23 protein-coding genes are annotated in these 23871 nt (G+C 61.6%); 8 read left to right on the plus strand and 15 right to left on the minus strand.

Annotated elements, in window-relative coordinates; all coding sequences use genetic code 11:
- Positions 1-3: 3 nt before the first annotated feature.
- A complete protein-coding gene (locus tag ACYU0X_RS08900) occupies positions 4-1413 on the minus strand; it encodes a M20/M25/M40 family metallo-hydrolase (RefSeq protein ID WP_461900279.1) in 1410 nt (469 codons plus the stop codon).
- 68 nt (positions 1414-1481) lie between these two features.
- Between ACYU0X_RS08900 and ACYU0X_RS08905 the strand changes: the two genes are divergently transcribed.
- Positions 1482-2081, plus strand: coding sequence for a DUF3043 domain-containing protein (locus ACYU0X_RS08905; protein WP_418906649.1), 600 nt, complete (start codon positions 1482-1484; stop codon positions 2079-2081).
- Positions 2082-2216: 135 nt separating this feature from the next.
- Here ACYU0X_RS08905 and ACYU0X_RS08910 read toward each other — a convergent pair whose 3' ends face one another.
- Positions 2217-3284 (minus strand): quinone-dependent dihydroorotate dehydrogenase, encoded by a 1068-nt coding sequence (locus ACYU0X_RS08910; protein WP_461900281.1) that lies wholly within the window; start codon positions 3282-3284, stop codon positions 2217-2219.
- A 61-nt stretch (positions 3285-3345) separates the two neighbouring features.
- On the opposite strand from ACYU0X_RS08910, the gene ACYU0X_RS08915 reads away from it, so the two are divergent.
- Positions 3346-4374, plus strand: coding sequence for an alpha/beta hydrolase (locus ACYU0X_RS08915; RefSeq protein WP_461900283.1), 1029 nt, complete (start codon positions 3346-3348; stop codon positions 4372-4374).
- On the opposite strand, the gene ACYU0X_RS08920 is transcribed toward ACYU0X_RS08915, so the two are convergent.
- The 3 genes from ACYU0X_RS08920 to leuA all read right to left on the minus strand — a co-directional run bounded on the left by ACYU0X_RS08920 (position 4371) and on the right by leuA (position 7769).
- Positions 4371-5180 (minus strand): isoprenyl transferase, encoded by an 810-nt coding sequence (locus tag ACYU0X_RS08920; RefSeq protein WP_418906652.1) that lies wholly within the window; start codon positions 5178-5180, stop codon positions 4371-4373. The genes ACYU0X_RS08915 and ACYU0X_RS08920 overlap by 4 nt on opposite strands.
- Entirely contained in the window at positions 5177-5926 is a 750-nt protein-coding gene (recO, locus tag ACYU0X_RS08925) for a DNA repair protein RecO (protein ID WP_461900285.1), read from the minus strand. The genes ACYU0X_RS08920 and recO overlap by 4 nt, the downstream gene beginning before the upstream one ends.
- A gap of 97 nt (positions 5927-6023) precedes the next feature.
- Positions 6024-7769, minus strand: coding sequence for a 2-isopropylmalate synthase (leuA, locus tag ACYU0X_RS08930; RefSeq protein WP_461900287.1), 1746 nt, complete (start codon positions 7767-7769; stop codon positions 6024-6026).
- 287 nt (positions 7770-8056) lie between these two features.
- Between leuA and ACYU0X_RS08935 the strand changes: the two genes are divergently transcribed.
- Positions 8057-9229: an FAD-dependent monooxygenase gene (locus ACYU0X_RS08935; RefSeq protein WP_461900289.1), complete on the plus strand. Its 1173-nt coding sequence runs from the start codon at positions 8057-8059 to the stop codon at positions 9227-9229.
- 8 nt (positions 9230-9237) lie between these two features.
- On the opposite strand, the gene era is transcribed toward ACYU0X_RS08935, so the two are convergent.
- From era to ACYU0X_RS08955, 4 genes are read right to left on the minus strand one after another with little or no spacing between them, the layout of a single operon-like run.
- Complete coding sequence (gene era, locus ACYU0X_RS08940; RefSeq protein ID WP_309407118.1) at positions 9238-10200, minus strand: GTPase Era; 963 nt, start codon at positions 10198-10200, stop codon at positions 9238-9240.
- Complete coding sequence (locus tag ACYU0X_RS08945; protein WP_418906657.1) at positions 10190-11482, minus strand: hemolysin family protein; 1293 nt, start codon at positions 11480-11482, stop codon at positions 10190-10192. Before ACYU0X_RS08945 ends, era begins: the two co-directional genes overlap by 11 nt.
- Positions 11483-11485: 3 nt before the next feature.
- The gene (gene ybeY, locus ACYU0X_RS08950) at positions 11486-11959 is read right to left on the minus strand and encodes an rRNA maturation RNase YbeY (protein ID WP_418906658.1); all 474 of its coding nucleotides are present in this window, start codon (positions 11957-11959) and stop codon (positions 11486-11488) included.
- The gene (locus tag ACYU0X_RS08955; RefSeq protein WP_418906659.1) at positions 11956-12978 is read right to left on the minus strand and encodes a PhoH family protein; all 1023 of its coding nucleotides are present in this window, start codon (positions 12976-12978) and stop codon (positions 11956-11958) included. The genes ybeY and ACYU0X_RS08955 overlap by 4 nt, the downstream gene beginning before the upstream one ends.
- A gap of 285 nt (positions 12979-13263) precedes the next feature.
- Between ACYU0X_RS08955 and ACYU0X_RS08960 the strand changes: the two genes are divergently transcribed.
- Positions 13264-14175: a GerMN domain-containing protein gene (locus ACYU0X_RS08960; protein WP_461900292.1), complete on the plus strand. Its 912-nt coding sequence runs from the start codon at positions 13264-13266 to the stop codon at positions 14173-14175.
- On the opposite strand, the gene ACYU0X_RS08965 is transcribed toward ACYU0X_RS08960, so the two are convergent.
- From ACYU0X_RS08965 to hrcA, 3 genes are read right to left on the minus strand one after another with little or no spacing between them, the layout of a single operon-like run.
- Positions 14172-14945, minus strand: coding sequence for a 16S rRNA (uracil(1498)-N(3))-methyltransferase (locus tag ACYU0X_RS08965; protein WP_461900294.1), 774 nt, complete (start codon positions 14943-14945; stop codon positions 14172-14174). The genes ACYU0X_RS08960 and ACYU0X_RS08965 overlap by 4 nt on opposite strands.
- 10 nt (positions 14946-14955) lie before the next feature.
- Entirely contained in the window at positions 14956-16077 is a 1122-nt protein-coding gene (dnaJ, locus tag ACYU0X_RS08970) for a molecular chaperone DnaJ (RefSeq protein WP_418906662.1), read from the minus strand.
- A 57-nt stretch (positions 16078-16134) separates the two neighbouring features.
- Positions 16135-17142, minus strand: coding sequence for a heat-inducible transcriptional repressor HrcA (gene hrcA, locus ACYU0X_RS08975; RefSeq protein WP_461900296.1), 1008 nt, complete (start codon positions 17140-17142; stop codon positions 16135-16137).
- Between the two features lie 113 nt (positions 17143-17255).
- Between hrcA and ACYU0X_RS08980 the strand changes: the two genes are divergently transcribed.
- Positions 17256-18107, plus strand: coding sequence for a DUF3097 domain-containing protein (locus ACYU0X_RS08980; RefSeq protein ID WP_461900298.1), 852 nt, complete (start codon positions 17256-17258; stop codon positions 18105-18107).
- Positions 18108-18220: 113 nt separating this feature from the next.
- Complete coding sequence (locus ACYU0X_RS08985; RefSeq protein WP_309410438.1) at positions 18221-18616, plus strand: DUF4870 domain-containing protein; 396 nt, start codon at positions 18221-18223, stop codon at positions 18614-18616.
- 20 nt (positions 18617-18636) lie between these two features.
- Here ACYU0X_RS08985 and hemW read toward each other — a convergent pair whose 3' ends face one another.
- Positions 18637-19866: a radical SAM family heme chaperone HemW gene (gene hemW, locus ACYU0X_RS08990; RefSeq protein ID WP_418906665.1), complete on the minus strand. Its 1230-nt coding sequence runs from the start codon at positions 19864-19866 to the stop codon at positions 18637-18639.
- Positions 19866-21710, minus strand: coding sequence for a translation elongation factor 4 (lepA, locus tag ACYU0X_RS08995; protein ID WP_418906666.1), 1845 nt, complete (start codon positions 21708-21710; stop codon positions 19866-19868). Before lepA ends, hemW begins: the two co-directional genes overlap by 1 nt.
- A 111-nt stretch (positions 21711-21821) precedes the next feature.
- Between lepA and ACYU0X_RS09000 the strand changes: the two genes are divergently transcribed.
- The gene (locus ACYU0X_RS09000; protein WP_418906667.1) at positions 21822-22340 is read left to right on the plus strand and encodes a type II toxin-antitoxin system PemK/MazF family toxin; all 519 of its coding nucleotides are present in this window, start codon (positions 21822-21824) and stop codon (positions 22338-22340) included.
- A 171-nt stretch (positions 22341-22511) separates the two neighbouring features.
- On the plus strand, positions 22512-22772 hold the full coding sequence (rpsT, locus tag ACYU0X_RS09005; RefSeq protein ID WP_309407099.1) for a 30S ribosomal protein S20: 261 nt from the start codon (positions 22512-22514) through the stop codon (positions 22770-22772).
- An 81-nt stretch (positions 22773-22853) separates the two neighbouring features.
- Here the strand turns inward: rpsT and holA are convergent, their stop codons facing one another.
- On the minus strand, positions 22854-23843 hold the full coding sequence (gene holA, locus ACYU0X_RS09010; RefSeq protein ID WP_418906668.1) for a DNA polymerase III subunit delta: 990 nt from the start codon (positions 23841-23843) through the stop codon (positions 22854-22856).
- Positions 23844-23871: the final 28 nt, after the last annotated feature.

A 23871-nucleotide genomic window follows, 5' to 3' on the forward strand; every position in this document is an offset into this window, starting at 1 on the left:
GAGTCATAGTCCTTCGGCGTTGATGCGCGCCAACAGAAGGGCTTCGGCGATGATGGCATTTTTGAAATCGCCTAGGTGCAGTGATTCATTCGCGGAGTGCGCACGCGAGTCCGGATCTTCCACGCCGGTCACCAAGATTTGCGCCTCCGGGAAGACCTCGGAGAGATCGGCGATGAAAGGAATCGAACCGCCCAGTCCCATGTTGACCGGCTCGCAGCCCCACGCGTTCGCCAGAGCCCACTGCGCGATCTGCGTTGACTTGGTGCCTTCGGCGGCCTGGTAGGCGCTGCCGGCCTCGGTGCCTTCAAAACCAACTTCGGCCCCGCGCAGGTCCACGCTGCGCACATGCGCTTCGAGTGCTTCAAGCGCCTTGCGTGGGTCCTGGCCCGGGGCCAGTCGCATCGATACTTTGAAGCGAACCTGCGGAATCAGGGTGTTCGAAGATTGCGCGACGGCGGGCATGTCGAGGCCGATAACGCTCAGTGCCGGCTTGTGCCAGAGGCGATCGGTGAGCTTGCCTTCACCGGCAAGCTCCACGGAATCTAGGATGCCGCTATCCCGGCGGAAATCTTCTTCGGCGAAATCGACCTCAGCGGACTCGAAAGAATGTAGGCCGGCCACGGCCACATTGCCCTTCTCGTCATGGAAGCTGCTGATCAATTTCGCTGCCAGTAGCGGTGCGTCCAATACCGGGCCACCAAACATGCCCGAATGCACCGCGTGGCTCATGGAGCGCACGGTGATCTCCGCGGCCGCCATGCCACGAAGCGAGGAGGTCAATGCCGGAGTTCCCACGGCCCAGTTCGACGAGTCGGCCACGATAATCAGATCGGCCTTGAGCTTATCCTGATGGGCTTCGAGGAAGTTGCGGAACGATGGCGACCCGGCCTCCTCCTCCCCCTCGATGAAGTAGGTGACGCCGACGCCGAAGTCCTCGCACAGGCTCAATACGGCGCGCATGGCCGCCACATGCACCATGATCCCGGCCTTGTCGTCGGCCGCGCCGCGACCATAGAGGCGCCCGTTGATTTCGGTGGCTTCGAAAACCGAGGTGTTCCAGTCGGCTTCGTTGCCCGGGGGCTGCACATCGTGATGCGCGTAAAGCAACACCGTAGGTTTACCCGGCTGGGCCGCGCGGCGGGCTACGACGGCCGGGCTACCGAGGCTTCCGCTATCGGTAGGTTCGCGCAGAATTTCAATGCTGTCCATGCCTGCTGTTTCGGCCAGTTGGGCCACAGCCTGGGCGCTGCGTTCGAGGTTTTCCGGGTCGAAAGATTCCCACGCAATGGCTGGAATCGAGACGAGGTGGCGTAATTCATCGACGATGCCGGTAAAGGATTGATCGACCTGGACCCGCAAGGCTTCGAGATCGATGCCATGGGTGGTGGCATCGACGGTAGAGAAATTAGTCATAGCTTTAGCCTAGCAATGGACAATGCCTTCGATGCGAAATAGCCCACAGGTGCCGGTAGGATGGTGGGGTGTTTGGTCGTAAAAAGGAAGATCCCCAGTCGCAGGCAAGTGCCGAGCCGACTCAGCCCGTAGATCCCACGGCTGGTGACGGACGTAAGTCCGGTCCGACGCCGAAACGAAGCGCTCAGCAGTCGCAACGTCAGCGTCCGCTGGTGCCCACGGACCGCAAGCTCGCCAAGGAGCAGGAGCGTAAGCGGCGTATGGAGGCTCAGGAGCGCCTGCGTTTAGCTAATGAGACCGGCGACGAGCGCTACCTGTTGCCGCGTGATCAGGGTCCGCAGAAGCGCTATGCCCGTAATTTCGTCGACTCTCGCTGGATGTTCAGCGAATTCATGATGTTCTTGATCTTCGGGTTCCTTATTGCCTCGTTGATCTTCGGTAATAACCTCGTCGTTCAGGTCAATATCCAATTTGCCCTATGGATCGTGTTGGCCATTGTGATCCTTGAACTGATCGTCACCACGATCATGCTCAAGAAGCGTCTGGTCGCGAAGTATGGATCGCTGGATCGCGGGGTGCGGATGTACGCCGCGATGCGTGCCATGCAGTTCCGCAAGCTGCGTCTGCCGAAGCCTCAGGTCAAGCGCGGCGAATCTTTCGAGTCTTAATCTGCTTCTCGCAAGCAAAAGGGGCGGCCTTGTGGCCGCCCCTTTGCTTTACCCAACGTTCAGCTTGTACGCGTGGATACAAAACAGGGGCCTTGTTGAGTCAACAACAAGGCCCCTGTTTTGTAGAGCGGGATACTACTTCAAGAGTTCTGCCAGCTCGCGGTTGATCGTGCGGGCCCAGAAGGGTCCTTCGTATAAGAACGCGGTGTAGCCCTGCACCAGATCGGCGCCCGCCTCCAGGCGCTCCTTCACGTCCGCGGCGGTTTCTACGCCGCCCACCGAAATGATGGCCATTTCTTCCGGAACCAACTGGCGAACCTGGCGTAGCACCTGCAGCGAGCGCTCCTTGAGTGGGGCACCGGATAGCCCGCCAGCACCAATCTCCTCAACCTTGGCGCTGTCGCTTTGCAGGTTCTCGCGGCCGATGGTGGTGTTGGTGCAAATGATGCCATCGAGCTTCAGGTCGGTGGCCAAGGCCGCCACCTCAGCGACGTCGTCATCGCTGAGATCCGGCGCGATTTTCACCAGCAGCGGCACATGTCGGCCGGCTACTTCATCGGCGAGGGCCCCGACTTCACTCAGCAGCGGGCGCAGGGATTCAACACTCTGCAGCAGGCGAAGTCCCGGCGTATTCGGGCTGGAGACGTTAACCACGAGGTAGTCGGCGTGGATCGCCAAGTAACGGGTCGAGGTCAGGTAATCCCCCACCGCATCTTCAAGCTCCACCACCTTGGTTTTGCCAATGTTGACACCGACGACGGGACGCACCCCGTCATACTCCTTGGCCAGTCGAGCGCGTGCCGCGGCCACGCGGGCCGAAACTTCTTGTGTCCCGTCGTTGTTGAAGCCCATCCGGTTGATGACCGCACGGTCCTCGACCAGACGGAACAAGCGGGGACGCTCGTTGCCCGGCTGGCTCTGCCCGGTGATGGTTCCGATTTCAATGTGACCGAAGCCAAGATCGCTTAGTGCCTCGATTCCGGTCGCTCCCTTATCGAAGCCGGCAGCCAAACCGAAGGGTGAGGGGAAATCAATGCCGAGCACCGTGCGGCGCAGCGAGGGGTCCGGGGCGAAGAAAGATCGTGCCGCCTTGGTCAGGCCCACCCGCTGGGCGATTTTGATGGCGTTGAAGGCCAGGTGGTGTGCCTGTTCCGGGTCCATCTTGGTGAACAGGTGCTTAAAAACCAGTGGGTAGATGCGCATGACTTCTATTTTCCGTGCCGCAACGCATCCAGACAAACTCGCGACGGCTAGGCTACACGGTATGAGGCATGTCAGTGCATCCCCCACCAGCCAGTGGCCGGACTTTGCGAAATCAACTGACCCCGGGCAGTGGGTCGATGATCCGCTAGGTGACGGCTTTAGCTATACGACCCTTCCGTTGCGTGACGATGGCGATGCGCCCACGCTGGCGACCCTGGTACGCTACCGCCGCACCGGTTTCAAGCGACTGCTCGATCGCCCGCGTGCCGTCGTGCTCAGTGTGCATGGGTGGAGCGACTATTTTTATAATCCCGAGCTGGCGCACTTCTACGCCGGGCAGCATGTGGCGTTCTATGCCTTGGATTTACGTCGTTTTGGGCGCAGCCTTCGGGTGGAGCACGAACTTCCCGGATTCGTCAGTGACCTCAGCATCTATGACGAGGAACTGGCCGCCGCCGTGGAGATCATCGAGGCGGAGCATCCAGGACTGCCGCTCGTGCTCCATGGGCATTCACTGGGCGGATTGGTCTTGTGCCTCTGGCTGGCGCGCACCGGCCTAAGTGCCACCGGGCTGGTTCTGAATTCGCCCTGGCTAGAGTTTCAGGGCACCGCGTTCTTGCGCGCCCCGATGAAGGGGCTGCTCGAGGCGATGGCTCGCGGAAACCCGCGGCGCAAACTGCGGCTACCCGAAGTCGATACCTATTGGCGGTCGATGAGTGCCGAGGGCGAAGGCTGGTGGGATCTGCACCGCGTGTGGCGCCCGATGAAAGCGTTCCCGGCCACCGCTGGATGGCTCAGTACGGTGCTTGAAGGGCACGCAGTGATCGCCAAGGGTTTGGCCTTGGAGCTGCCAATCTTTGTGGCCACCAGTAAACGGACACACTTTTCTCTTCAATATGCATCCGACATTCAATCCACCGACTCGGTGATTGATGCGGTGCAGACGCGCGCCCGCGCCCTGCAACTAGGTTCGCTGGTTACGCTGTGCACCATCGACTCGGCCATGCACGATGTATTCGCGTCGGCGCCCGAGCCGCGCGCCGAAGCGTACCGAAGCTTGGGTCGCTGGTTGCCGATGGCCCTGGGCTAGGCCTTCACGACCTTATCCACGGCTCCCCCGTAGCGGCGATCACGCTGCGCATACTGTTCCACGGCTTTGTACAAGGTGCCGCGATCGACATCTGGCCACAGCTCGTCGAGGAACACGAATTCGGCGTAGGCCGACTGCCAGAGCAAGAAGTTGCTGGTGCGTTGTTCCCCCGAGGTACGCATGAAGAGGTCCACGTCCGGAAGCTCGGGCGCGTGAAGGTATTTGGCAATGGTTTTCTCGGAGACCGCCGAGGCCTTGAGCCGGCCAGCGGCAACGTCCTGGGCAATGAGCCCCATCGCATCGGCGATCTCGGCGCGCCCGCCATAGTTCACGCACATGGTCAGCTGGCAGCCGAGATTGTCTTTGGTCAGTTCTTCGGCCACCTTCAGTTCCCGAATAACCGACTTCCACAATCGCGGTTCGCGTCCCGACCAGCGGATCCGTACTCCCCAGGAGTTCAGCGTGTCACGTTGTCGGCGCAACACATCCCGCGAAAAGCCCATGAGGAATCGCACCTCGTCCGGGCTCCGCTTCCAGTTTTCGGTGGAGAAGGCGTAAACGGAAACGTATTTGATCCCCAGTTCCACGGCGCCGGCGAGCACATCCAGAAGTGCTGCCTCGCCCGCTCGGTGTCCCTCGGTCCGCGGCAACCCCCGTTGATTCGCCCAGCGACCGTTGCCATCCATCACGATCGCCACATGTTCGGGCACCAATTCTGCGGGAATCTGCGGCGCCTGCAGCTGCTCGGGATGAGCAAAGGGTTTCACCGGTCCACGTTGGCCGGTGATCGGGGCAAGTTTCTTCACGTTCTCTCCACATGACGTAGCGACTTCACGGCACGTTCTAGGTGCCACTGCAGATAATTGGCCACAATCTCGGCGGCCTGATCGATAGCTCGGGGGCCGGCCTGCGCGACCGCGGCCCAGTCGCCGGTGAGTAGGGCCTGCAGATAGGAGACCGTGACCGGATGCGGCGACAGTGAACCGGCCGGGCGGCAGTTAGCGCACACCACACCGCCCAGCGGGATATTAATCGCCTGATGAGGTCCCGGCGCGCCACAGCGAACGCAGTCGGTAAAGCTCGGAGCCCATCCGGCAATGGCCAGCGCCCGCAGAATATAGGAATCTAGCACCGCGCCGGGGCGTACCTCGTGCCGGGCCAGTAGTGCGATGGCTCCGTGCAGGAGCCGATACTGTGCCGCGGTCGAGTCCGAGTCGGCCTCGGCGAGACGTTCGGCGGTTTCCGCCATTGCGTGTGCCACCGTGTAACTGGCATAGTCCGCGACCAAACGTTGGCCGTAGGGGTGGCGTAGCTGGGCCTGTGAAATCGTGTGTAGCGTGCGGCCCATGACGATCTGTGCGTCCACTTCCATAAATGGTTCGAGGGTAGCCCCAAGCCGCGAGGTGGTACGCCGAACACCCTTTGCGACGGCACGCACCATCCCATCGGGAGTCATCAACGTGATGATGCGGTCGGCCTCCCCCAATTTATGGGTACGCAGCACAATCCCGCGGGTGCGGTAGCTGCGCGCGGCAAAACCTGTTCTGGACACATGCCCTATTCTCCCACCGAAAGCCGTCCACGAAAAAACCCGCTGCCGCTATCCCACCATCGGTGGCGTAGCGGCAGCGGGTCAGCGCGCCAAAGTCTTATTCGGCGGCGTCGCGAATCGCGCGGTTCACGGCCGAAACGACGGCCTTCAGCGAGGCCAAGGTGGTGTTGGCGTCCAAGCCGACACCCCACAGAATGCGGTCACCAACGGCGCACTCGACGTACGCGGCCGCCTGAGCGTTCCCGCCTTCGCTGAGCGCATGCTCGGTGTAGTCCAGCACGCGCAGGTCCACGCCGTCGTCATTGAGCAGCTTCACCAGCGCCGAAATCGGGCCGTTGCCGGTGCTGGAACGCTCGTGGGCCACACCGTCGATGAGCAGCTTGGTGTGCAGCGTGAAGCTGCCATCCTCGCTGGACTCCGCGGTGGCCGAGGCGATCCGGTAGTAGCCCCATGGTTCCATCTCCGAGCCCTCGGCCGACGGCAGGTACTCATCCTGGAAAACATTCCAAATGGTGGCCGAGGAAACCTCGCCGCCTTCGGAATCGGTCTTGCGCTGGATGACCCCGGAGAATTCGATCTGCGCGCGACGGGGCAGATCCAAGGAGTAGTCGTTCTTCAAGAGGTAGGCCACGCCGCCCTTGCCGGACTGCGAATTCACGCGGATCACGGCCTCGTAGCTGCGCCCAATATCCTTCGGGTCCACCGGCAGGTACGGTACCGCCCAGATGATCTCGTTAATATCCTTGCCCTGGGCCGCGGCCTTGGCCTCCATGGCCTCCAGGCCCTTCTTGATGGCGTCCTGGTGCGAACCGGAGAACGCGGTGAAGACGAGGTCGCCACCGTAGGGGCTACGCTCCGGTACCGGCAACTGGTTGCAGTATTCGACGGTGCGGCGGATGTGGTCCATATCGGAGAAGTCGATCTCCGGGTCGATCCCCTGCCCGAAGAGGTTCATCCCCAACGTGATCAGGTCGACGTTACCGGTCCGCTCCCCGTTGCCGAACAGGCACCCCTCGATACGGTCGGCGCCGGCCAGATAGCCCAGCTCCGCGGCGGCCACACCGGTGCCACGGTCGTTATGTGGGTGCAGCGAGAGGATGATCGATTCACGATTCGCCAAATTCCGGTGCATCCACTCGATGGAATCGGCGTACACGTTCGGCGTCGCCATTTCCACGGTGGCTGGCAGGTTCAAGATCACCTTACGCTCGACGCTGGCTTCCAAGACCTCGGCAACCTCGTCGCAGATGCGCTTAGCGAATTCCAGTTCGGTACCGGTGAAGGACTCCGGGGAGTACTCGTAGGTGATCCGCGTGCCGGTCAGCTGCTCCTCGTACTTCTTGCACAAGCGGGCGCCCTGCAGGGCGATGTCCACGATGCCGTCCTCATCCTGGCGGAAGACCACCTCACGCTGCAGGATCGAGGTCGAGTTGTACAGGTGCACGATGGCCTGCTTGGCCCCTTCGAGCGCCTGGAAGGTGCGCTCGATCAGGTGCTCGCGGGACTGGGTGAGCACCTGGATGGTTACATCCTCCGGAATGCGGTTCTGCTCGATGAGCTGACGCACAAAGTCGAAGTCGGTCTGCGAGGCGGAAGGGAATCCAACTTCGATTTCCTTGTACCCCATCTGCACCAACAGGTCGAACATCTTGTGCTTGCGTTCCGGGCTCATGGGGTCGATCAGTGCCTGATTGCCGTCGCGCAGATCGACGGCGCACCAGCGCGGAGCCTTGGTGATGTACTTGTCCGGCCAGGTGCGATCCGGCAGATTTACCTGGATCTGGTCCTGAAACGGGACGTACTTGTGGATAGGCATTTTCGAAGGCTTTTGCACGTGCTGCATGGTTACTCTCCCCGGGGCGTTGAAATCACGATGAAATGGGGCCAGATATGAACTACTCCGCAACGAGGGCTTGGCCAGGAACCACTAACGGTTCGTTGGATCCTCGCAGCGGCTAAGTAGGAGTAGTAGCGTCAAATGCACGTGGTAAGCATATCGCTGTAAATTCTTCAGCACGGAACTTATTGCGCGATCGTGTCACATTGTGGACACGCTGATCGCGGTTGCGGGTCTGGACAGCAAGCACGCCACGGTTCACGCTGGAGCAATATCGCGCGTGGAGGGTCGAGATGCGAGTGCTCATTGCAGGTGCAGGAATTGCGGGATTGGTCGCCGCCCGCCAGCTCGGTCTGGCCGGCTGGCAAGTTACGGTGCTCGAACGCAGCGGCGGCCCCCGGCCCGAGGGCTACATGATGGATTTCTTTGGTCCCGGAGTGCTGGCCGCCGAGCGTATCGGGCTAGCCGGGCGCATGCGGGAGGCCGCCTACGATGTGGACGCCGCATGCTACGTGGATCCCGTGGGCAAGGAAACCGGGCGACTCAACTACCGTTCCTTCCAGCGCCTGGCCGGTGGGAAAGTCTTCAGCCTGATGCGCCCAGATCTAGAGGCCGTGGCTCGCCGGGCCCTGGCGGATGTGCCAGCGGGGCGAATCAGCCTGCACTACGGGTGCACGGTGCAGAGTGTCGACAACGCGCAGGCCGGTGTCGCCTTGCACTGTGCAGAGCAGTCCGGGACCTTTCGTGGTGACGTGCTCATCGGTGCCGACGGGTTGCATTCGACGGTACGCCGCGAAGTATTCGGGCCCGACAACTCATATTTCCTTGATCTGGGGATGCGGGCGGCTGCCTATATCGTGACCGATCCCGAACTGAACGCCAGGATCCACGATACTTTTATGCTCACCGACAGCGTGGGGCGAAGCGCCGGCTACTACGCCCTGAGCGACGGTCGGGTGGCGGTTTTTCTGGTCTATCGCCCGCGGGCACAGGATCGCGGGAAACCCACCCGGCAGGTCCTTCGCGAGCAGTTCGACGGTTTGGGGCGGGAGGTTGATCGCCTCCTTGAGCTATGCCCGGAGCTCCCCTATGACGATACGGTGGCCCAGATCCTGATGCCCCGGATTTTTGCCGGCCGCACGCTCTTGCTCGGCGATGCCGGAGGTGCCGTCTCCCTACTGGCCGGGCAGGGTGCCTCGCTGGCGATAGCCGGTGCAGCACGTCTGGGCGACGAACTTGGCCAGCTCAGCGACCCCGACCGGGTGCCAGCGGCCGTGGCTGGCTTTGCTACGAGCTGGTTGCCGGTGATTCGGCAGGCGCAGGCTTCCGGACGTCGGGCGGCGCGCAGTTTCTTGCCGCGTAACCGATGGCAGCAGTTGCAACGCCGGATGATTCTTAAAGCGACAAATCTGCCGGGCCTTGAAAAGATCGTGGCCCGGCAGATTGTGGCGCGACTAGCGAAATAACCGCAGGTTTAGAAGCCCAAGCGTCCTAGCTGCTTCGGATCGCGCTGCCAGTCCTTGGCGACCTTCACATGCAGATCCAAGTACACCTTGGTGCCCAAGAGTGCCTCGATCCCCTTGCGGGCATTGGTGCCCACCTCACGCAGTCGCGAACCGCCGCGGCCAATGACAATGGCTTTCTGGCTGGGGCGCTCCACATACAGCGAGACATGGACATCGAGCATGGGGTTGTTTTCGCTGCGGCCCTCGCGCGGCAGCATTTCCTCAACCACCACAGCCAACGAGTGCGGCAATTCGTCACGCACACCCTCCAGGGCGGCCTCGCGCACCAGTTCGGCGACCATGATGGACTCCGGCTCGTCGGTCAGCTCGCCATCCGGGTAGAGAGGCGGACCCAAGGGCAGCTGCTGGACAAGAACATCAGCCACCTCCTTGACCTGGAATTCGCTCACCGCCGAGACCGGGACGATCGCGGCGAAGCCCTCGGGACCAAAGTTCTGGCTGCCAAGCTCGGTCACGGCCAGCAACTGGGCGGCCAATTGCTCGCGATCCACCAGATCGGCCTTGGTTACGATGGCGATAATCGGCTTGCGCTGCAGCTGGGCCAGTTGGGTGGCGATAAACCGGTCACCCGGGCCGATCTTCTCATTGGCCGGAATGCAGAAGCCGATCGCATCAACTTCCGAGAGGGTCTCGGCCACCAGATCGTTCAGTCGCTGACCCAGGAGCGTGCGGGGGCGGTGCAAGCCGGGGGTATCGACCAGCACCAGCTGGGCGTCGTCGCGGTGCACGATGCCGCGAATGGTGTGCCGGGTGGTTTGCGGCTTCGCGGAGGTGATTGCGACCTTCTGGCCTACGAGCGCGTTGGTCAGCGTGGACTTGCCGGCATTGGGGCGTCCCACGAACGAGGTGAACCCCGATCGGTAGTCTTCCGGCCATCCCCCACTGGGTAGCAATTTTCCGTTATCGCTCATCTGTTGAGTCCTCATCGTTCTGCGTATCGTCGGAGGCGGCCTTCTCAAGCCGCTCTACATGGATCTTTCCAATGCGGTTTCGGCGACCGGCAAGGGTCGCCACGGTAAGCCGTAGCCCGTAAATCTCTGCGGTGGATCCGAGCACCGGAACAGATTCCAGCGCCTTGGAGAGCAGGCCGCCGACGGTGTCGACGTCTTCTTCCTCGATCTCCATGTCCAGATGCTCGGCCAGATCGTTCACATTCGTTGCGGCCATCACAAAGAAGGAACCATCCGGGTTGTCTATGATCTCAAACTTTGCGCGATCGTATTCATCGTCGATCTCACCGACGATCTCCTCGAGCAGATCCTCCATGGTGATCAGACCTGCCGTACCACCGTACTCGTCGATCACGATCGCCAAGTGAATGGATTCCATCTGCAGTTCTTGGAGCAGATCAGCAGCGGACTTCGACTCCGGAACGAAGCGCGCCTCGCGGGCCAGTTCGCTCAGCTCCATCTTTTCCTGCAGGCCGTGGACCTCGCGGATCACATCCTTGAGGTAGATGATGCCGCGTACATCGTCGTTGTCCTCGCCCACCAGCGGGATCCGTGAAAAGCCGGAGGCGATGAATAGCTCCACGGCCGTGGCCACGGTATCTTCGGGGGTCAACACGACCATGTCGGTGCGTGGCACCATCACCGCGCGCACATGGGTTTCTTCAAGATCAATAACCGAGGAGATCAGTTCGGCCGACTCCTCGTCCAAACCCTCGCCTTCACTAGCTCGATCGACGATATCGCGCAGAAGTTCTTTGCCCAGATACCCTTCGTCATCGCCGACTGCGCCCGGGCTCAATGCCTTGCCGATGGAGGCTAGCCAGTCGCTGACCGGCCCGAGCACGACCCGCAGGGCTCGCACCAGCGGCGCGGTGCTCCGCACGACGGTACGCGCATTGGAGCGCCCGTAGCGGCGAGGCGAGACCGAAACCAGCACGAAGCCGACGCCGGCCATCACCATGGTGGCCAACAGGCCGGTAAGCCAGTCGTTTTCGATCCAGCGGGAAAAGAGTAGCGCCACGGCGACCGCCGAGGCCGTCTCGAACCAAATACGCCAAAATCGGATGGCCTGCGCGTGCGTTTCGGTATCGTCCAAAATCCGGCTCAAGGCCGGAGACTGACTGTCGGCTCGGAGCTTTTCGGCTGCAGAGCGCGAGAGTGTGTAGAACGCGGCGTCGGCCGCCGTAAGAACCGCAGAACAGACGATAAAAGCCAGCGCAAGGGCCAGCAAGATGAAAATCACCGTCTACTGCACCGTTTCCTTCGGGGCCGGACGCCCCAGGTACTCCTCCAACAAGGTCCGCTGCAAGGTGAACATCTCCTCACGTTCCTCGGGCTCATCGTGATCAAAACCCATCAGATGCAGCAGGCCGTGCGTGGTCAACAACAGGATTTCATCGGCGGTGCTGTGTCCGCCGCGCCGTGCCTGCTCCTCGGCCACGGTAGGGCAAATCACGATGTCACCCAGAATCCCGTCGAGGCCCGGCGCCGACTCGGTTCCGGGACGTAGCTCGTCCATAGGGAAGCTCATCACGTCGGTCGGCCCCTCGAGGTCCATCCACTCCACGTGCAAGCGGCTCATCGCCTCTTCGTCGATGAAGACGATCGATACTTCGGTTTGCGGGTGCAAGAACATCCGGCGCATCACGAAGTCGGCCAGCTTGGAGACATCCTGCAGGTCAACTTCGAAGCCGGTCTCGTTGTTAACGTCGATGCTCATTTGCTGCCTCGTTCGTTGCGGTGCTTGTATTTGCGGGTGCTGTCCCAACGGTCGTACGCCGAGACAATATCGGCAATCAACCGGTGACGGACCACGTCGGTGGAATCCAAGCGGCAGACAGAAATGTCATCGATGCCCTCGAGCACCTCGGTGACCACACGCAGACCGGACACGGCCGAACCGGGCAGGTCGACCTGCGTGATGTCGCCGGTAACCACCATTTTCGAACCGAATCCCAGACGGGTAAGGAACATTTTCATCTGTTCGCTGGTGGTGTTCTGCGCCTCGTCGAGAATGACGAATGCGTCGTTCAGGGTGCGCCCGCGCATATAGGCCAGCGGCGCCACCTCGATGGTGCCGGCTTCGAGCAACCGCGGAATCGATTCGGGATCAACCATGTCGTGTAGCGCATCGTAGAGCGGACGCAGGTACGGGTCGATCTTCTCGCTCAAGGAGCCAGGCAGGAAGCCGAGCTTCTCCCCCGCTTCGACCGCCGGACGGGTCAGGATGATCCGATTGACCTGCTTATCCTGCAGGGCCGAGACGGCCATGGCCATCGCGAGGAAGGTTTTGCCGGTACCGGCCGGCCCAATGCCGAAGGTGATCGTCGAGTCCTCAATGGCATCGACATAGGATTTCTGATTCAGCGTCTTGGGGCGGATCGAGCGTCCGCGTCCGGAGAGGATCTTCAACCCGAGGACGTCGGCCGGGGAATCCTGCCGTCCGGCGCCGAGCATCTTGATGATCTGCTCGATGGCCTCGGCGGACATCCGGGTGCCACGCGAGGCAAGGGAACGTGCCTCTTCCACTACGCGCTGGGCACGCCGTACCTGCGAGGGTTCGCCACGAAGGGTCAACGATTCGCTATTTGGATGGAACACAACATCCGGGTAGACCCCGGTGAGAATGCGCAAGAGCTCGTCGCCGGCGCCGAGCGTGGCGACCATATGCTCCGGTGTGTCAAAGCTGATGCTGAGCGACGCGCCCTGTGCGGCCGTAGCTGGTTGTTCAACGTCCATGCAGTGCTAGATGCCCCTTTTCGAGCTGATCGGGTGAATAGGTTCTGCCTACCTCAAGTCTAGCCAGTACCCGATCGCGGTGGGTCCATTGCGCCCACGGCGTAGCCAGCTTAGGTATAGATTTGGTTACGGATCGGTAGAAAACTCGGTTTCCGGCCGTTTGCCGGGCAAACTTGTGGCAAGCTAAATGGGCGCGCGAGCTCGCCGGAGGGCGAGTCGGGCGCGCTGAGGGCATGATACGGAAATGGGAGAAGTGTGCAGTTCAAGGTGCGTAAATCAGGCGTAATGCGCCAACGCATTGCCTGCCTAGCGGTTGCGGCGGTGGCGTTGACCGGCTGCGCTAGCACCCAAAACAGCACGGAACTGCAGATGCCCACCGCCGACCCGGCACAAGCCAACGGACTACCGGTGGCTGAAGATACGGTCGAAAGCGGCACGAAGGCTCAAAGTCTGCCGGTGTACTGGCTGCAGAACACCGATCAGGGCGTTTTTCTCTACCGTGAATATGTCAAAGGTGATGCCAGCGCCGAACCGGTCACGGAGGCGGTGCGTTATCTACTCAACGATGCCCCCGCCACGGACCGCTGGTACACGCTATTGGAACCCAGCACCGAAATCGGCGTTGCGGTCGGTCACGATAATGTGATCACCCTCGATTTGCCCGCCACGGTGTTTACCGCCCGCATCGATAATGGGCTGGCCGAACGTAGCATCCAACAGCTGGTATTCACGGCCACGGCCGCCGCCTCCCACGCCAGTCTGCTCACCGGAACGGCGGCACCGAGGGTGCGACTGCTGGTCGACGGGCAGCCAGAGGCCACGGTCTTTGGCGACTATCAGCTACCGGCCACCATTGAACGCGACCCGAGGTTTGCCGCTCCCCTGTGGATCATTGACCCGCAGTACGGTTCGGTCAAGACCGCCGGGAATGTGCGGATCAACGGACGCACGTCCGGTTTCAGCGGCGGAACGCACTACAGCCTGACCCGTCTCGATACCGCATCCGGGGATCACAACATCATCCCGGCGACCCGGGTGGACCAAGCGCTGATCGCCGATGACGGCAGCTTCAGCATCCGCCAGCGGCTCGAAAAGGGCCGGTACCGCTTGACCCTGTGGGGACAAAATCAGGGGTCCATGGCCCATGTCGCGACGGTGACCAGCGATTTCACCGTCGGCCCCAAATCCGAAGACTAGAGTTCGCCGAGTAGGTGTCGGATCAGCACCAGTGCGGCCGGTCCAGCAGTCGAGGCACGCAACACATGCTGACCCAATAACGCGGGAATGGCTCCGGCGGCGGTAAAACGCTCAATCTCCGCATCCGAGATGCCCCCTTCGGGACCCACGATCAGTCGGATGGCGCCGCCTTCCGTGTCGGCACCGAGCCATTGGCTCACCACCTCCGACAGCGCCCGCTGCTCGGCCTCGTGCAACACGATCACCAGCTCACCGGCCGCCACGTGCTCGGCAATCTGCGCTTCGAGTTGCTTCGAGTTGCACAGCGGCTGCACCGAGGGTTCATGTGTGCGCCGGGACTGTTTCTGCGCGGCGCGGACCTGAGCCTGCCATTTCGCCTGGCCCTTGGCCGCCTTTGCTTCATTCCAGCGCACGATGGAGCGTTCGGCCTGCCAGGGCTGGACCTGACTGATCCCCAATTCGACGGCGGCTTCGACTGCCTGCAGGTCGCGGTCCGACTTGGCCAGCGCCTGCGTCAGCGAAATCGGGATCGCCGGTGCAGGTTCACGCTCCACCTGCTCCACACGGACGCTCAGGAGCTCACGCCCGACCTCGAGCACGCTCACGGTCAGCCGGGTACCGCGCCCGTCGAGCAGATCGAGCTGCTCGCCGGGCGCGGCCCGCTTGACCGTGGCCGCATGGTGGGCCTCGGCCCCGGTGAGCTCAAGGGTATCGCCCACTGCGGCACCACTGGCCTGCTCGGGGTCGATGGTGAAGCTCTGGTTACTCATTGGCTAGCCGTTAGCGCTGGTGGAGCTTGTCGCGCAGGCGGGCAAACATGCCGCCGGACTGTTCGACCTGACCGGCGGTCATCTCCTCACCGCGGAGCTTAGCCAGCTGTTCGAGCAGGTCGCGCTGGGCGGCGTCGAGCTTGGTGGGGGTCACCACCTGCAGGTGCACGACGATGTCGCCGCGCTTGCCGCCGCGAAGCCGTGGCACACCCAAGCCGGGCAACGTGACGGTGTCCCCGTCCTGCGCGCCGGCTTCGACGTTCACGGTCTGTTCGCCGTCGAAGGTTTCCAGCTTCAGCTCGCAGCCCAGGGCCGCGGCGGTCATCGGCAGGCTCATCTTGGCGTGCAGGTCGTTGTGGTCGCGTTCGAAGATCTTGTGGCGACGCACGTCAATTTCCACGAACAGGTTGCCGTTCGGGCCACCGCCCGGGCCTGCCTCGCCCTGACCACGGAGCTGGATGCGGGTACCCGAGGCCACACCGGCCGGAATGTTCAGTTGCTTGGACACATGCTCGCGCACGCGGCCCTCGCCGTTGCACTCCACGCAGGGATCCGGGATGGTGGTGCCGTAGCCGCGGCAGGCGGCACAGGTTTCGACGGTCATCATCTGACCCAAGAAGGAGCGCACCGGGCGCTGCACTTGACCGGCGCCGTGGCAGATCGAGCAGGTCACCGGGCTGGTGCCTTCGCGGCAGCAGGAGCCGTTGCAGACCTTACAGGTGACAGCCGATTCCATCTCCAGCGGGTACACGGTGCCCTTGACCGCGTCCTCCAGGTCGATGGTGACGGTGATCAGCGCGTCACGCCCTGGCTGGGTACGCGACATCGGGCCCTGCTGGCCGCCGGCACCTCCGAAGAACTGCTCGAAGATATCCCCGAAGCCACCGAAACCGCCACCGCCGAAGCCTTGCTGGCCGTTGCCGTTCTCGTCGCCGGTCGCGTCGTAGTTGGCGCGCTTCTGCTCATCGGAGAGCACCTCATAGGCGCGGGTTACCAGCTTGAACTGCTCAGCGGCATCCTGAGACGGGTTCACGTCCGGGTGCAGCTTGCGCGCAAGTTTGCGGTACGCGCTCTTGATTTCCTGTCCGGTCGCGTCCTTGGCCACGCCAAGGGTTTCATAGTGCGTGCTCACGGTGAAGCCGCATCCTTTCTGCAGGGGTCATACGTTGAGTGTAGGGGCCAACAAGGGTTAGCCGGTCAAAATACGCGAAAGATAGCGCGCCACAGCGCGTACTGCGGCCATCGACGAGGGATAGTTCATGCGCGTCGGGCCCAGCACGCCGAGTTTATTGCGGGCATCGTTACTGTAGGTGGTGGCGATGACCGCGGTATCCAGTAGCTGGCCGTAGTGGTTCTCGGTGCCGATGGCTACGGCCACACCACGTGAATCCGCTTCGAGCTCGGAAAATAGCTTCAGCAATACAACCTGTTCCTCTAGTGCTTCGAGAACCGGAGTAATGCTCAAAGGAAAGTCTCTGCCCGAACGGGCCAAATTCGCGGTTCCGGCCATCACAATACGCTGTTTGCCAGCGGCGAGGGCCATTGCCGAAATACCGTCGACCAATTCGTTGAGAAAAGCCGCGTCTAGTTCCGCCGGGACGGGCACGGACTCAGCCTGTGCCAAGTCGGCAATTTGCCGCCCCGCAAAGTGGGTTAGCAGCCAGATTTTGGAACGTTGGAGCTCTTCTTCACCAATCATCCGATCCACCGTCAGCATGCGCTGATCCACGGTGCCGTCGGAGGTGATAAGTACCATCAGCACCTGGGATCCACCCAGCCACACCAGTTCCAGATTTTTCAAATGTGCCAGGTCGTAATGCGGCACCTGAATCATCGCGACCTGATTGGTCAACTGTGAGAGCAAGCGCACGGTGCTGCGCAAGAGATCGTCGAGATCGTGCGAACCGTCGAGAATCTTGTTGATGGCGTCGCGTTCGGGTCGTGAGAGCGGCTTGAGCTCCTCGATCTGATCCACGAAACGCCGATAGCCCTTTTCGGTAGGGATACGCCCCGAAGAGGTGTGCGGGGCCGCGATCAGCCCCTCCTCTTCCAGGGCCGCCATGTCATTGCGGATTGTCGCCGCCGAGACGCCGAGATTATGACGATCTAGCAGCGCCTTAGAGCCGACGGGCTCACGGGACTGCACGTAGTCCTCGACGATTGCGCGCAGCACATCCAACCTACGCAACTCACTCATGGGACCACCTCGCCTCGAATTAGCACTCGAACCTTTCAAGTGCCAAGTCTAGTACGTTCAACGCTTGCTAGCATGGGATTTCCCGCGTATTCGATCACAGCGAAAGGCAGTTCGTGACCAATTATCCCTGGGGCGCCCAAGACCTGCGCGCGCCACAGCCGCGAAAACTCCGCCAAGTGCCCGTCGCCAAGGGCCTACTGCTTGAAGACGTGGACAGCGGATGGGTCGGTGAAGTCATACGCACGGAAAAGTCCGGCGGCATGCGCGTCATCGTGCTTGAAGATCGACATGGCCGCACTCGCTCCTTTCCCGCAGGCTTCGGATTTCTGCTCGAGGGCGAACCGGTTGAACTAATCGAGCCGCGCACAGCGGCCGGCTCGGGCAAGAAAATCTCTGCCTCCGGTTCCGTGGCGGTCACCGGGCATAAGGCCCGTGTTGCCCGCGCCAGTCGCATCTGGGTCGAGGGTAAGCACGATGCGGAACTGGTCGAAAAGGTGTGGGGCCATGACCTGCGCGTGGAAGGCATTGTTGTCGAGCCCCTGCACGGCGTCGACGACCTGGCTGGAGCGATCGCCGAGTTCGCCCCATCGCCACAGCGACGTCTGGGCATTCTGGTTGATCACCTGATCGAGGGCACGAAAGAACAACGCATCGTCCAAGAGGCACTCAAGGTGCCCGGTGCGGCCGGAAACGTGAAAATTCTCGGCCACCCCTACGTGGATGTCTGGCAGGCGATCAAACCCGCCACGCTGGGAATTTCGGCGTGGCCGGTCATCCCCAAAGGCACGGATTGGAAAACCGGCGTGTTGCGCAGCTTCGGCTGGCCGCATGCGACGGCCGAAGACATCGGCATCGGTTGGTCGAAAATCTTGAATACCGTCACCCATTACGGACAACTCGAACCGCAGTTGCTCGGTCGTGTCGAAGAGCTGATCGATTTCCTCACCAGCGAAGATTACAACTAGCTAACAATCGCCCAGTAAATGGAGAATAGGGTGCAATATCCCCGATTTCTCCGGCGACACTGCGTAGAATTAGGCGTAGAAACCAACAGCAACGCGAGGAAGTGCCAGTGTCAATGCGCCAGACGGATCCGTCGAAGGGTTCGAATTTCGAGGGATCCAAAACATCGGCTCAGCCGTTGACTCCCTCCGAAGACCGCCAATGGGCAATGCTCGCCCACTTCGGCTTGATTCTCGGTTGCATTCCGGCCGCGGTGATCTTCGCGGTCTATCGCGACCGGGGACCGTTCACCGCGCAGGAAGCCAAAGAAGCCTTCAACTTTGCGTTGCCATTGACCGTGCTGGCGATCGCGTTGAACGTACTAACTCTGATTCCCGGGCTGGGCTGGCTGTTTGCCGTACTGGCCGTGGTGTTGTGGATCTTCATGACGCTCATGGGCGCACGTGCCGGTATCGAGGTTAATAAGGGACGCCCCTACCGCTACTCGATGAACCTTCGGTTGCTCAAGTAGCGCCAGGGGGCACCGATTGCTCAGAATCCGAGCAGTTGACGTACTACGAGGTCGGCCAAGAGCCGGCCTCGTTGCGTTAAGACCAACGTTCCTTGGAGCGCCTGCTTTGGATCGATCAGTGAATCGGCGATGAGCCCGGCCACGTTCTGCCGCGCTTCGCCGCTGAGTAGCTCCAAGGGCATCCCACTGGATAGCCGCGTCAAAAGCATGGTGCGTTCGAGCTCCACGGCCTCAGCATCGGGGAACTCGCGTCCGGCGCCGGGAGAAATTTCCGCGTCGATCCGCTGCTGATAAGCCGCCGGATGCTTCACATTCCACCAGCGCAGACCGCCGACATGGGAGTGAGCGCCCGGGCCGGCACCCCACCAATCCCCACCCTTCCAGTAGGCGAGATTGTGGTCGCAAGCAAATCGTGGTTCGCGCGCCCAGTTACTGACCTCGTACCAGCCATACCCGCCGCCGGCAAAAAGCTCGTCCGCCAGCTGGTACTTCTCGGCATGATCGTCATCGTCGATATTCGGCACTTGACCGCGGCGGATCTGGGCCGCCAATTTGGTGCCCTCCTCAATGATCAACGCATAGGCACTGATATGGTCCGGCTCCAGGGCCAATGCCGCTTCGATGCTGGTGCGCCAGTCCTCGAGCGATTCCCCCGGTGTGCCATAGATTAGGTCCACGCTTACTTCCAGCCCGGCCTCCCGGGCCCAGCTGACCACCTGCGGTAATCGGCGCGGATCATGCGTCCGTTCCAGAACCTGCAACACGTGGGGTACCGCGGACTGCATGCCGAAGGACACGCGCGTGAATCCGCCCGCCGCCAATTCGGCCAACGACTCACGAGTGACCGAATCGGGGTTGGCCTCGGTGGTGACCTCCGCCCCGGGCGTCAGTCCGAATCGCTGGACAATGCGCTGCAACACGGTCACCAGGTCCGCGGCAGGCAACAGGGTGGGCGTGCCACCACCGAAAAATACGGTATCGACCGTGCGTTGCGGAATACCGGAGCGCTCGAGAACCTGCTCGGCGAAGTCGATTTCCCGTGAGACGGTTTGCGCATAGGTCAGTTGGGAGGCGCCGGATCCGAGTTCGGTGGCCGTGTAGGTGTTGAAGTCACAGTAACCGCAGCGAACCGTGCAAAACGGAATATGCACGTAGAAGGAGAAGCTACGCCCCGCGGCGCCTTCGGCGCACGCGGGGGGTAGCAACCCGTCGGCTGGTGCCGGGTCACCGTCGGGAAGAACTGAGGGCATTACTTCTTTTTCGGCTCGTCCGAGGACAGTGCGGCGATGAAGGCTTCCTGCGGAACCTCCACGCGACCGACCATCTTCATGCGCTTCTTGCCTTCCTTCTGCTTCTCCAGCAACTTGCGCTTACGGCTGATGTCACCGCCGTAGCATTTGGCCAGCACGTCCTTGCGAATCGCTCGAATGTTCTCACGGGCAATGATGCGAGAGCCGATGGCTGCCTGAATCGGCACTTCGAACTGCTGGCGTGGAATGAGCTCGCGTAGCTTGGTGGCCATCATGGTGCCGTAGGCGTACGCCTTATCGCGGTGGGTGATGGCGCTAAATGCGTCCACCTGGTCGCCCTGGAGCAGGATGTCGACCTTGACCAGGTCGGCGGTCTGCTCCCCGTCGGCCTTCCAGTCCAGCGAGGCGTAGCCACGCGTCTTGGATTTGAGCTGGTCGAAGAAGTCGAAGACGATTTCCGCCAGCGGTAGCCGGTAGCGCATTTCGACACGATCCTCGGAGAGGTAGTCCATGCCGCCCATGGTGCCGCGACGCGACTGGCACAGTTCCATGATGGCGCCAATGAACTCGCTCGGCGCCAAAATGGTGGCCGAGACCATCGGCTCGTGCACCTCGAGGATCTTCCCATCGGGGAATTCCGACGGGTTGGTCACCGTGATCATTTGCTTGTCTTCGCCCATCACCCGGTACACCACGTTAGGAGCGGTGGAAATCAGGTCCAGCCCGAACTCGGCCTCGAGGCGCTGGCGCGTAATTTCGAGGTGCAGCAAGCCGAGGAAGCCCACGCGGAAGCCGAAGCCCAGTGCCACCGAGGTCTCCGGTTCGTAGACCAGCGCGGCGTCGTTGAGTTGAAGCTTATCCAGAGCATCGCGCAAGGCCGGGTAGTCCGATCCGTCAATCGGATACAGGCCGGAGAACACCATGGGCTTGGGTTCTTCGTAGCCGCCCAGGTTTTCGGTAGCCGGATTCGCGTTGTTGGTGACGGTGTCACCGACCTTGGACTGTCGGACGTCCTTCACACCGGTAATCAGGTAGCCCACTTCACCGACACCCAAACCCTTGGTGGGGATCGGGTTCGGTGAGGAGACGCCAATTTCGAGAAGTTCGTGGGTGGTGCCGGTCGACATCATTTCGATGCGTTCACGTGGCTTCAAGTTGCCATCGACCACACGCACATAGGTCACCACACCGCGGTAGGTGTCGTAGACCGAGTCGAAGATCATGGCGCGGGCCGGGGCGTTGGCTTCGCCGACCGGGGCAGGAAGCTGACGCACAACCTCATCGAGCAGCGCCTCGACGCCCTCACCGGTCTTACCGGATACCTTCAGCACGTCTTCCGGTTCGCACCCGATCAGGCCGGCCAGTTCCGCAGCGTACTTTTCCGGCTGCGCGTTGGGCAGGTCAATCTTGTTGAGCACCGGAATGATGGTCAGGTCGCCTTCGATGGCCAAGTACAGGTTCGCTAGGGTCTGCGCTTCGATACCCTGAGCGGCGTCTACCAGCAGGATGGCACCCTCGCAGGCTGCCAGCGAGCGAGAGACCTCATAGGTGAAGTCCACGTGGCCGGGGGTATCGATCATGTTCAGCGCGTACGACTGCCCATCGAGCTCCCACGGCATGCGTACGGCCTGGGACTTAATGGTGATACCGCGCTCGCGTTCGATATCCATCCGGTCCAGGTACTGGGCCTTCATATCGCGGGCGGCGACCACGCCGGTAAGCTGCAGCATTCTATCGGCCAGGGTCGACTTACCGTGGTCGATATGTGCGATGATGCAGAAATTTCGGATGAGCGACGGATCGGTCGCGGCGGGCACCTGAGCGGTGCGGGCCATGGGAGACACCTAAACAGACCTCACTTGCTGATGAAGTTACATGCAGAATTAACCCTCATTCTCTCATGACTACACTGCGGATCCGTAGTTAGGCCATCGCGTGCTGATAGTTTGTCAGCTATGGCAATCAACGTTGAGAAGATCTTCAGGGTCGTAAACCAGGTCTTCAAGGTACTTTCTTCCTCCCAAAAGGCCCCTGCGCAGCGTTCGCACCGCACCGCGAACCCGGCGGGCACGACCCGAGTGGCCGAGGGCTATCCCGGAGATTTCACCGGACGGGTCACCTTCGAATATGCACCGGAGCTCGACGGTCAAGCTGATCCCGGCGAGGTCGTCTGGTCGTGGGTTCCTTACGAAGAGGATCACACCCAGGGCAAAGACCGCCCGGTACTGGTCGTTGGCCGTGATGGTCGGTGGCTCTTGGGGCTCATGCTCACCAGCAAGGATCACGGCAACGGGCGCACGCAGGATCCCGACTACCTCGATATTGGGACCGGCGACTGGGACCGGCAACGTCGCGAAAGCGAGGTCAAACTTGACCGCATTATTCGCCTTGCCCCGGATGGCATTCGCCGCGAGGGTGCCGTGCTGGATCGTCGGCGTTTCGAGCGCGTAGTTAAGGCGCTCAACGAGCGCTAAGTCACGTGGGTCTGACCGGCCCAATGTGCTAGGGTTAATGCTTGTGTGTCCATCTGGTTGGGTGGACCGCCCCCTTCGGGTCGCCATAGGTGCCCCACACCGCTCAGTCGATGGCTTGAAGGATGAACCCTCTACCGACCGTATAAGACGATAAACGAGAGAGTTTATTAAGTGGCTAACATCAAGTCCCAGAAGAAGCGCATCCTGACCAACGAAAAGGCTCGCCTGCGTAACGTAGCAGTCCGCTCCGAGGTCAAGACCGTGATCCGTAACGTCAACGCTGCCGTGGCAGCCGGTGACAAGGAGAAGGCAACCGACGCTCTGCGCTTGGCCGGCAAGAAGCTGGACAAGGCAGTCAGCAAGGGTGTGCTGCACAAGAACAACGCAGCAAACCGCAAGTCGGCCCTTGCCCAGAAGGTTAACGCCCTCTAAGCAAAGCGAAGCTTCATAGTTCGGCCCGGTAGATTCTTCGGAATCTACCGGGCCGAACTGTTTTTAACTCGTTTCTAACCGCTAGCGCGGAGCCTTACCGGCAATGAAGAGTACCGCCCGCTCCAAGGCATACCCCGGCGACTTGCCGCCACCTTTGACCATGCGGTCGGTCTGCGCCACATGCTCGACGCAGGCTGCCACGTCGGCACGTTTCCAGCCGCGGGACTGCTGCTGTGCCGCCTGTACCTGCCATGGCGCCATGCCCAGTTCGGAGGCCAGTTGCGCGGCGGGCTCGTTCACGCCAAGCACCTTGGCCATCAATCGCACCTTCATCGCTAAGGTGGCGACCACCGGAATCGGATCGGTGCCGGTATCCAAGGCATGACGCAAGGTGGCCAAGGCTAAATACGCATTGCCCGACACGGCCGCGTCGGCCACCTTGAACGCGGTAGCCTCGACTCGACCGCCGTAGTACTTATCCACCACGGCTTCGTCGACAACGCCCGTGGTGTCCTCCAGCAATTGATGCACGCTGGCCCCCAGCTCGGAGAGCGAGGATCCAACGGCCGCGACGAGGGCCTTAACCGCATCATTGGTGATCCGGCGTTTGGCGGCCTTAAACTCGGCCATCACGAAGTCGATCTTTTCGCTGTCGCGTTTCAGCGGCTGACAATTAACGACCACTGCCCCGGCCTTCTTCACCGCATCCAGCAGCTTCTTACCGCGGGTTCCTCCCGAATGGTGCATGATCAGCACGGTATCTGGGGCCGGGTCCTGCAAATATTTGAGCCCATCCTTGAGGAAGTCCTCGTTCATCGTCGCCAGATTGTGGACCTCGACGAGGTTGGCGCTTGAAAAGAGTGAGGCGCTGGTGGCCATCAGCAACGATCCTGGCTCGTAGCCCGAGGCCGATAGCACGGTGTGCCCAATGTCTCCGCGTCCCATGGCGGCCCGCCGCATGGCTTCGAAAGCGCGCGACGCCAAATAATCTTCCGAGCCGCTGAGCAGAATCAGGGGTTGGGGTTGCAGGTCCCGCCAGGGGATCCCCGCCGGGGTCTGGGCGCGTGCCATCGTGCTCCTTCAAGACAATTGGGTGCAG

The sequence above is a fragment of the Glutamicibacter sp. X7 genome (genome assembly GCF_054889245.1).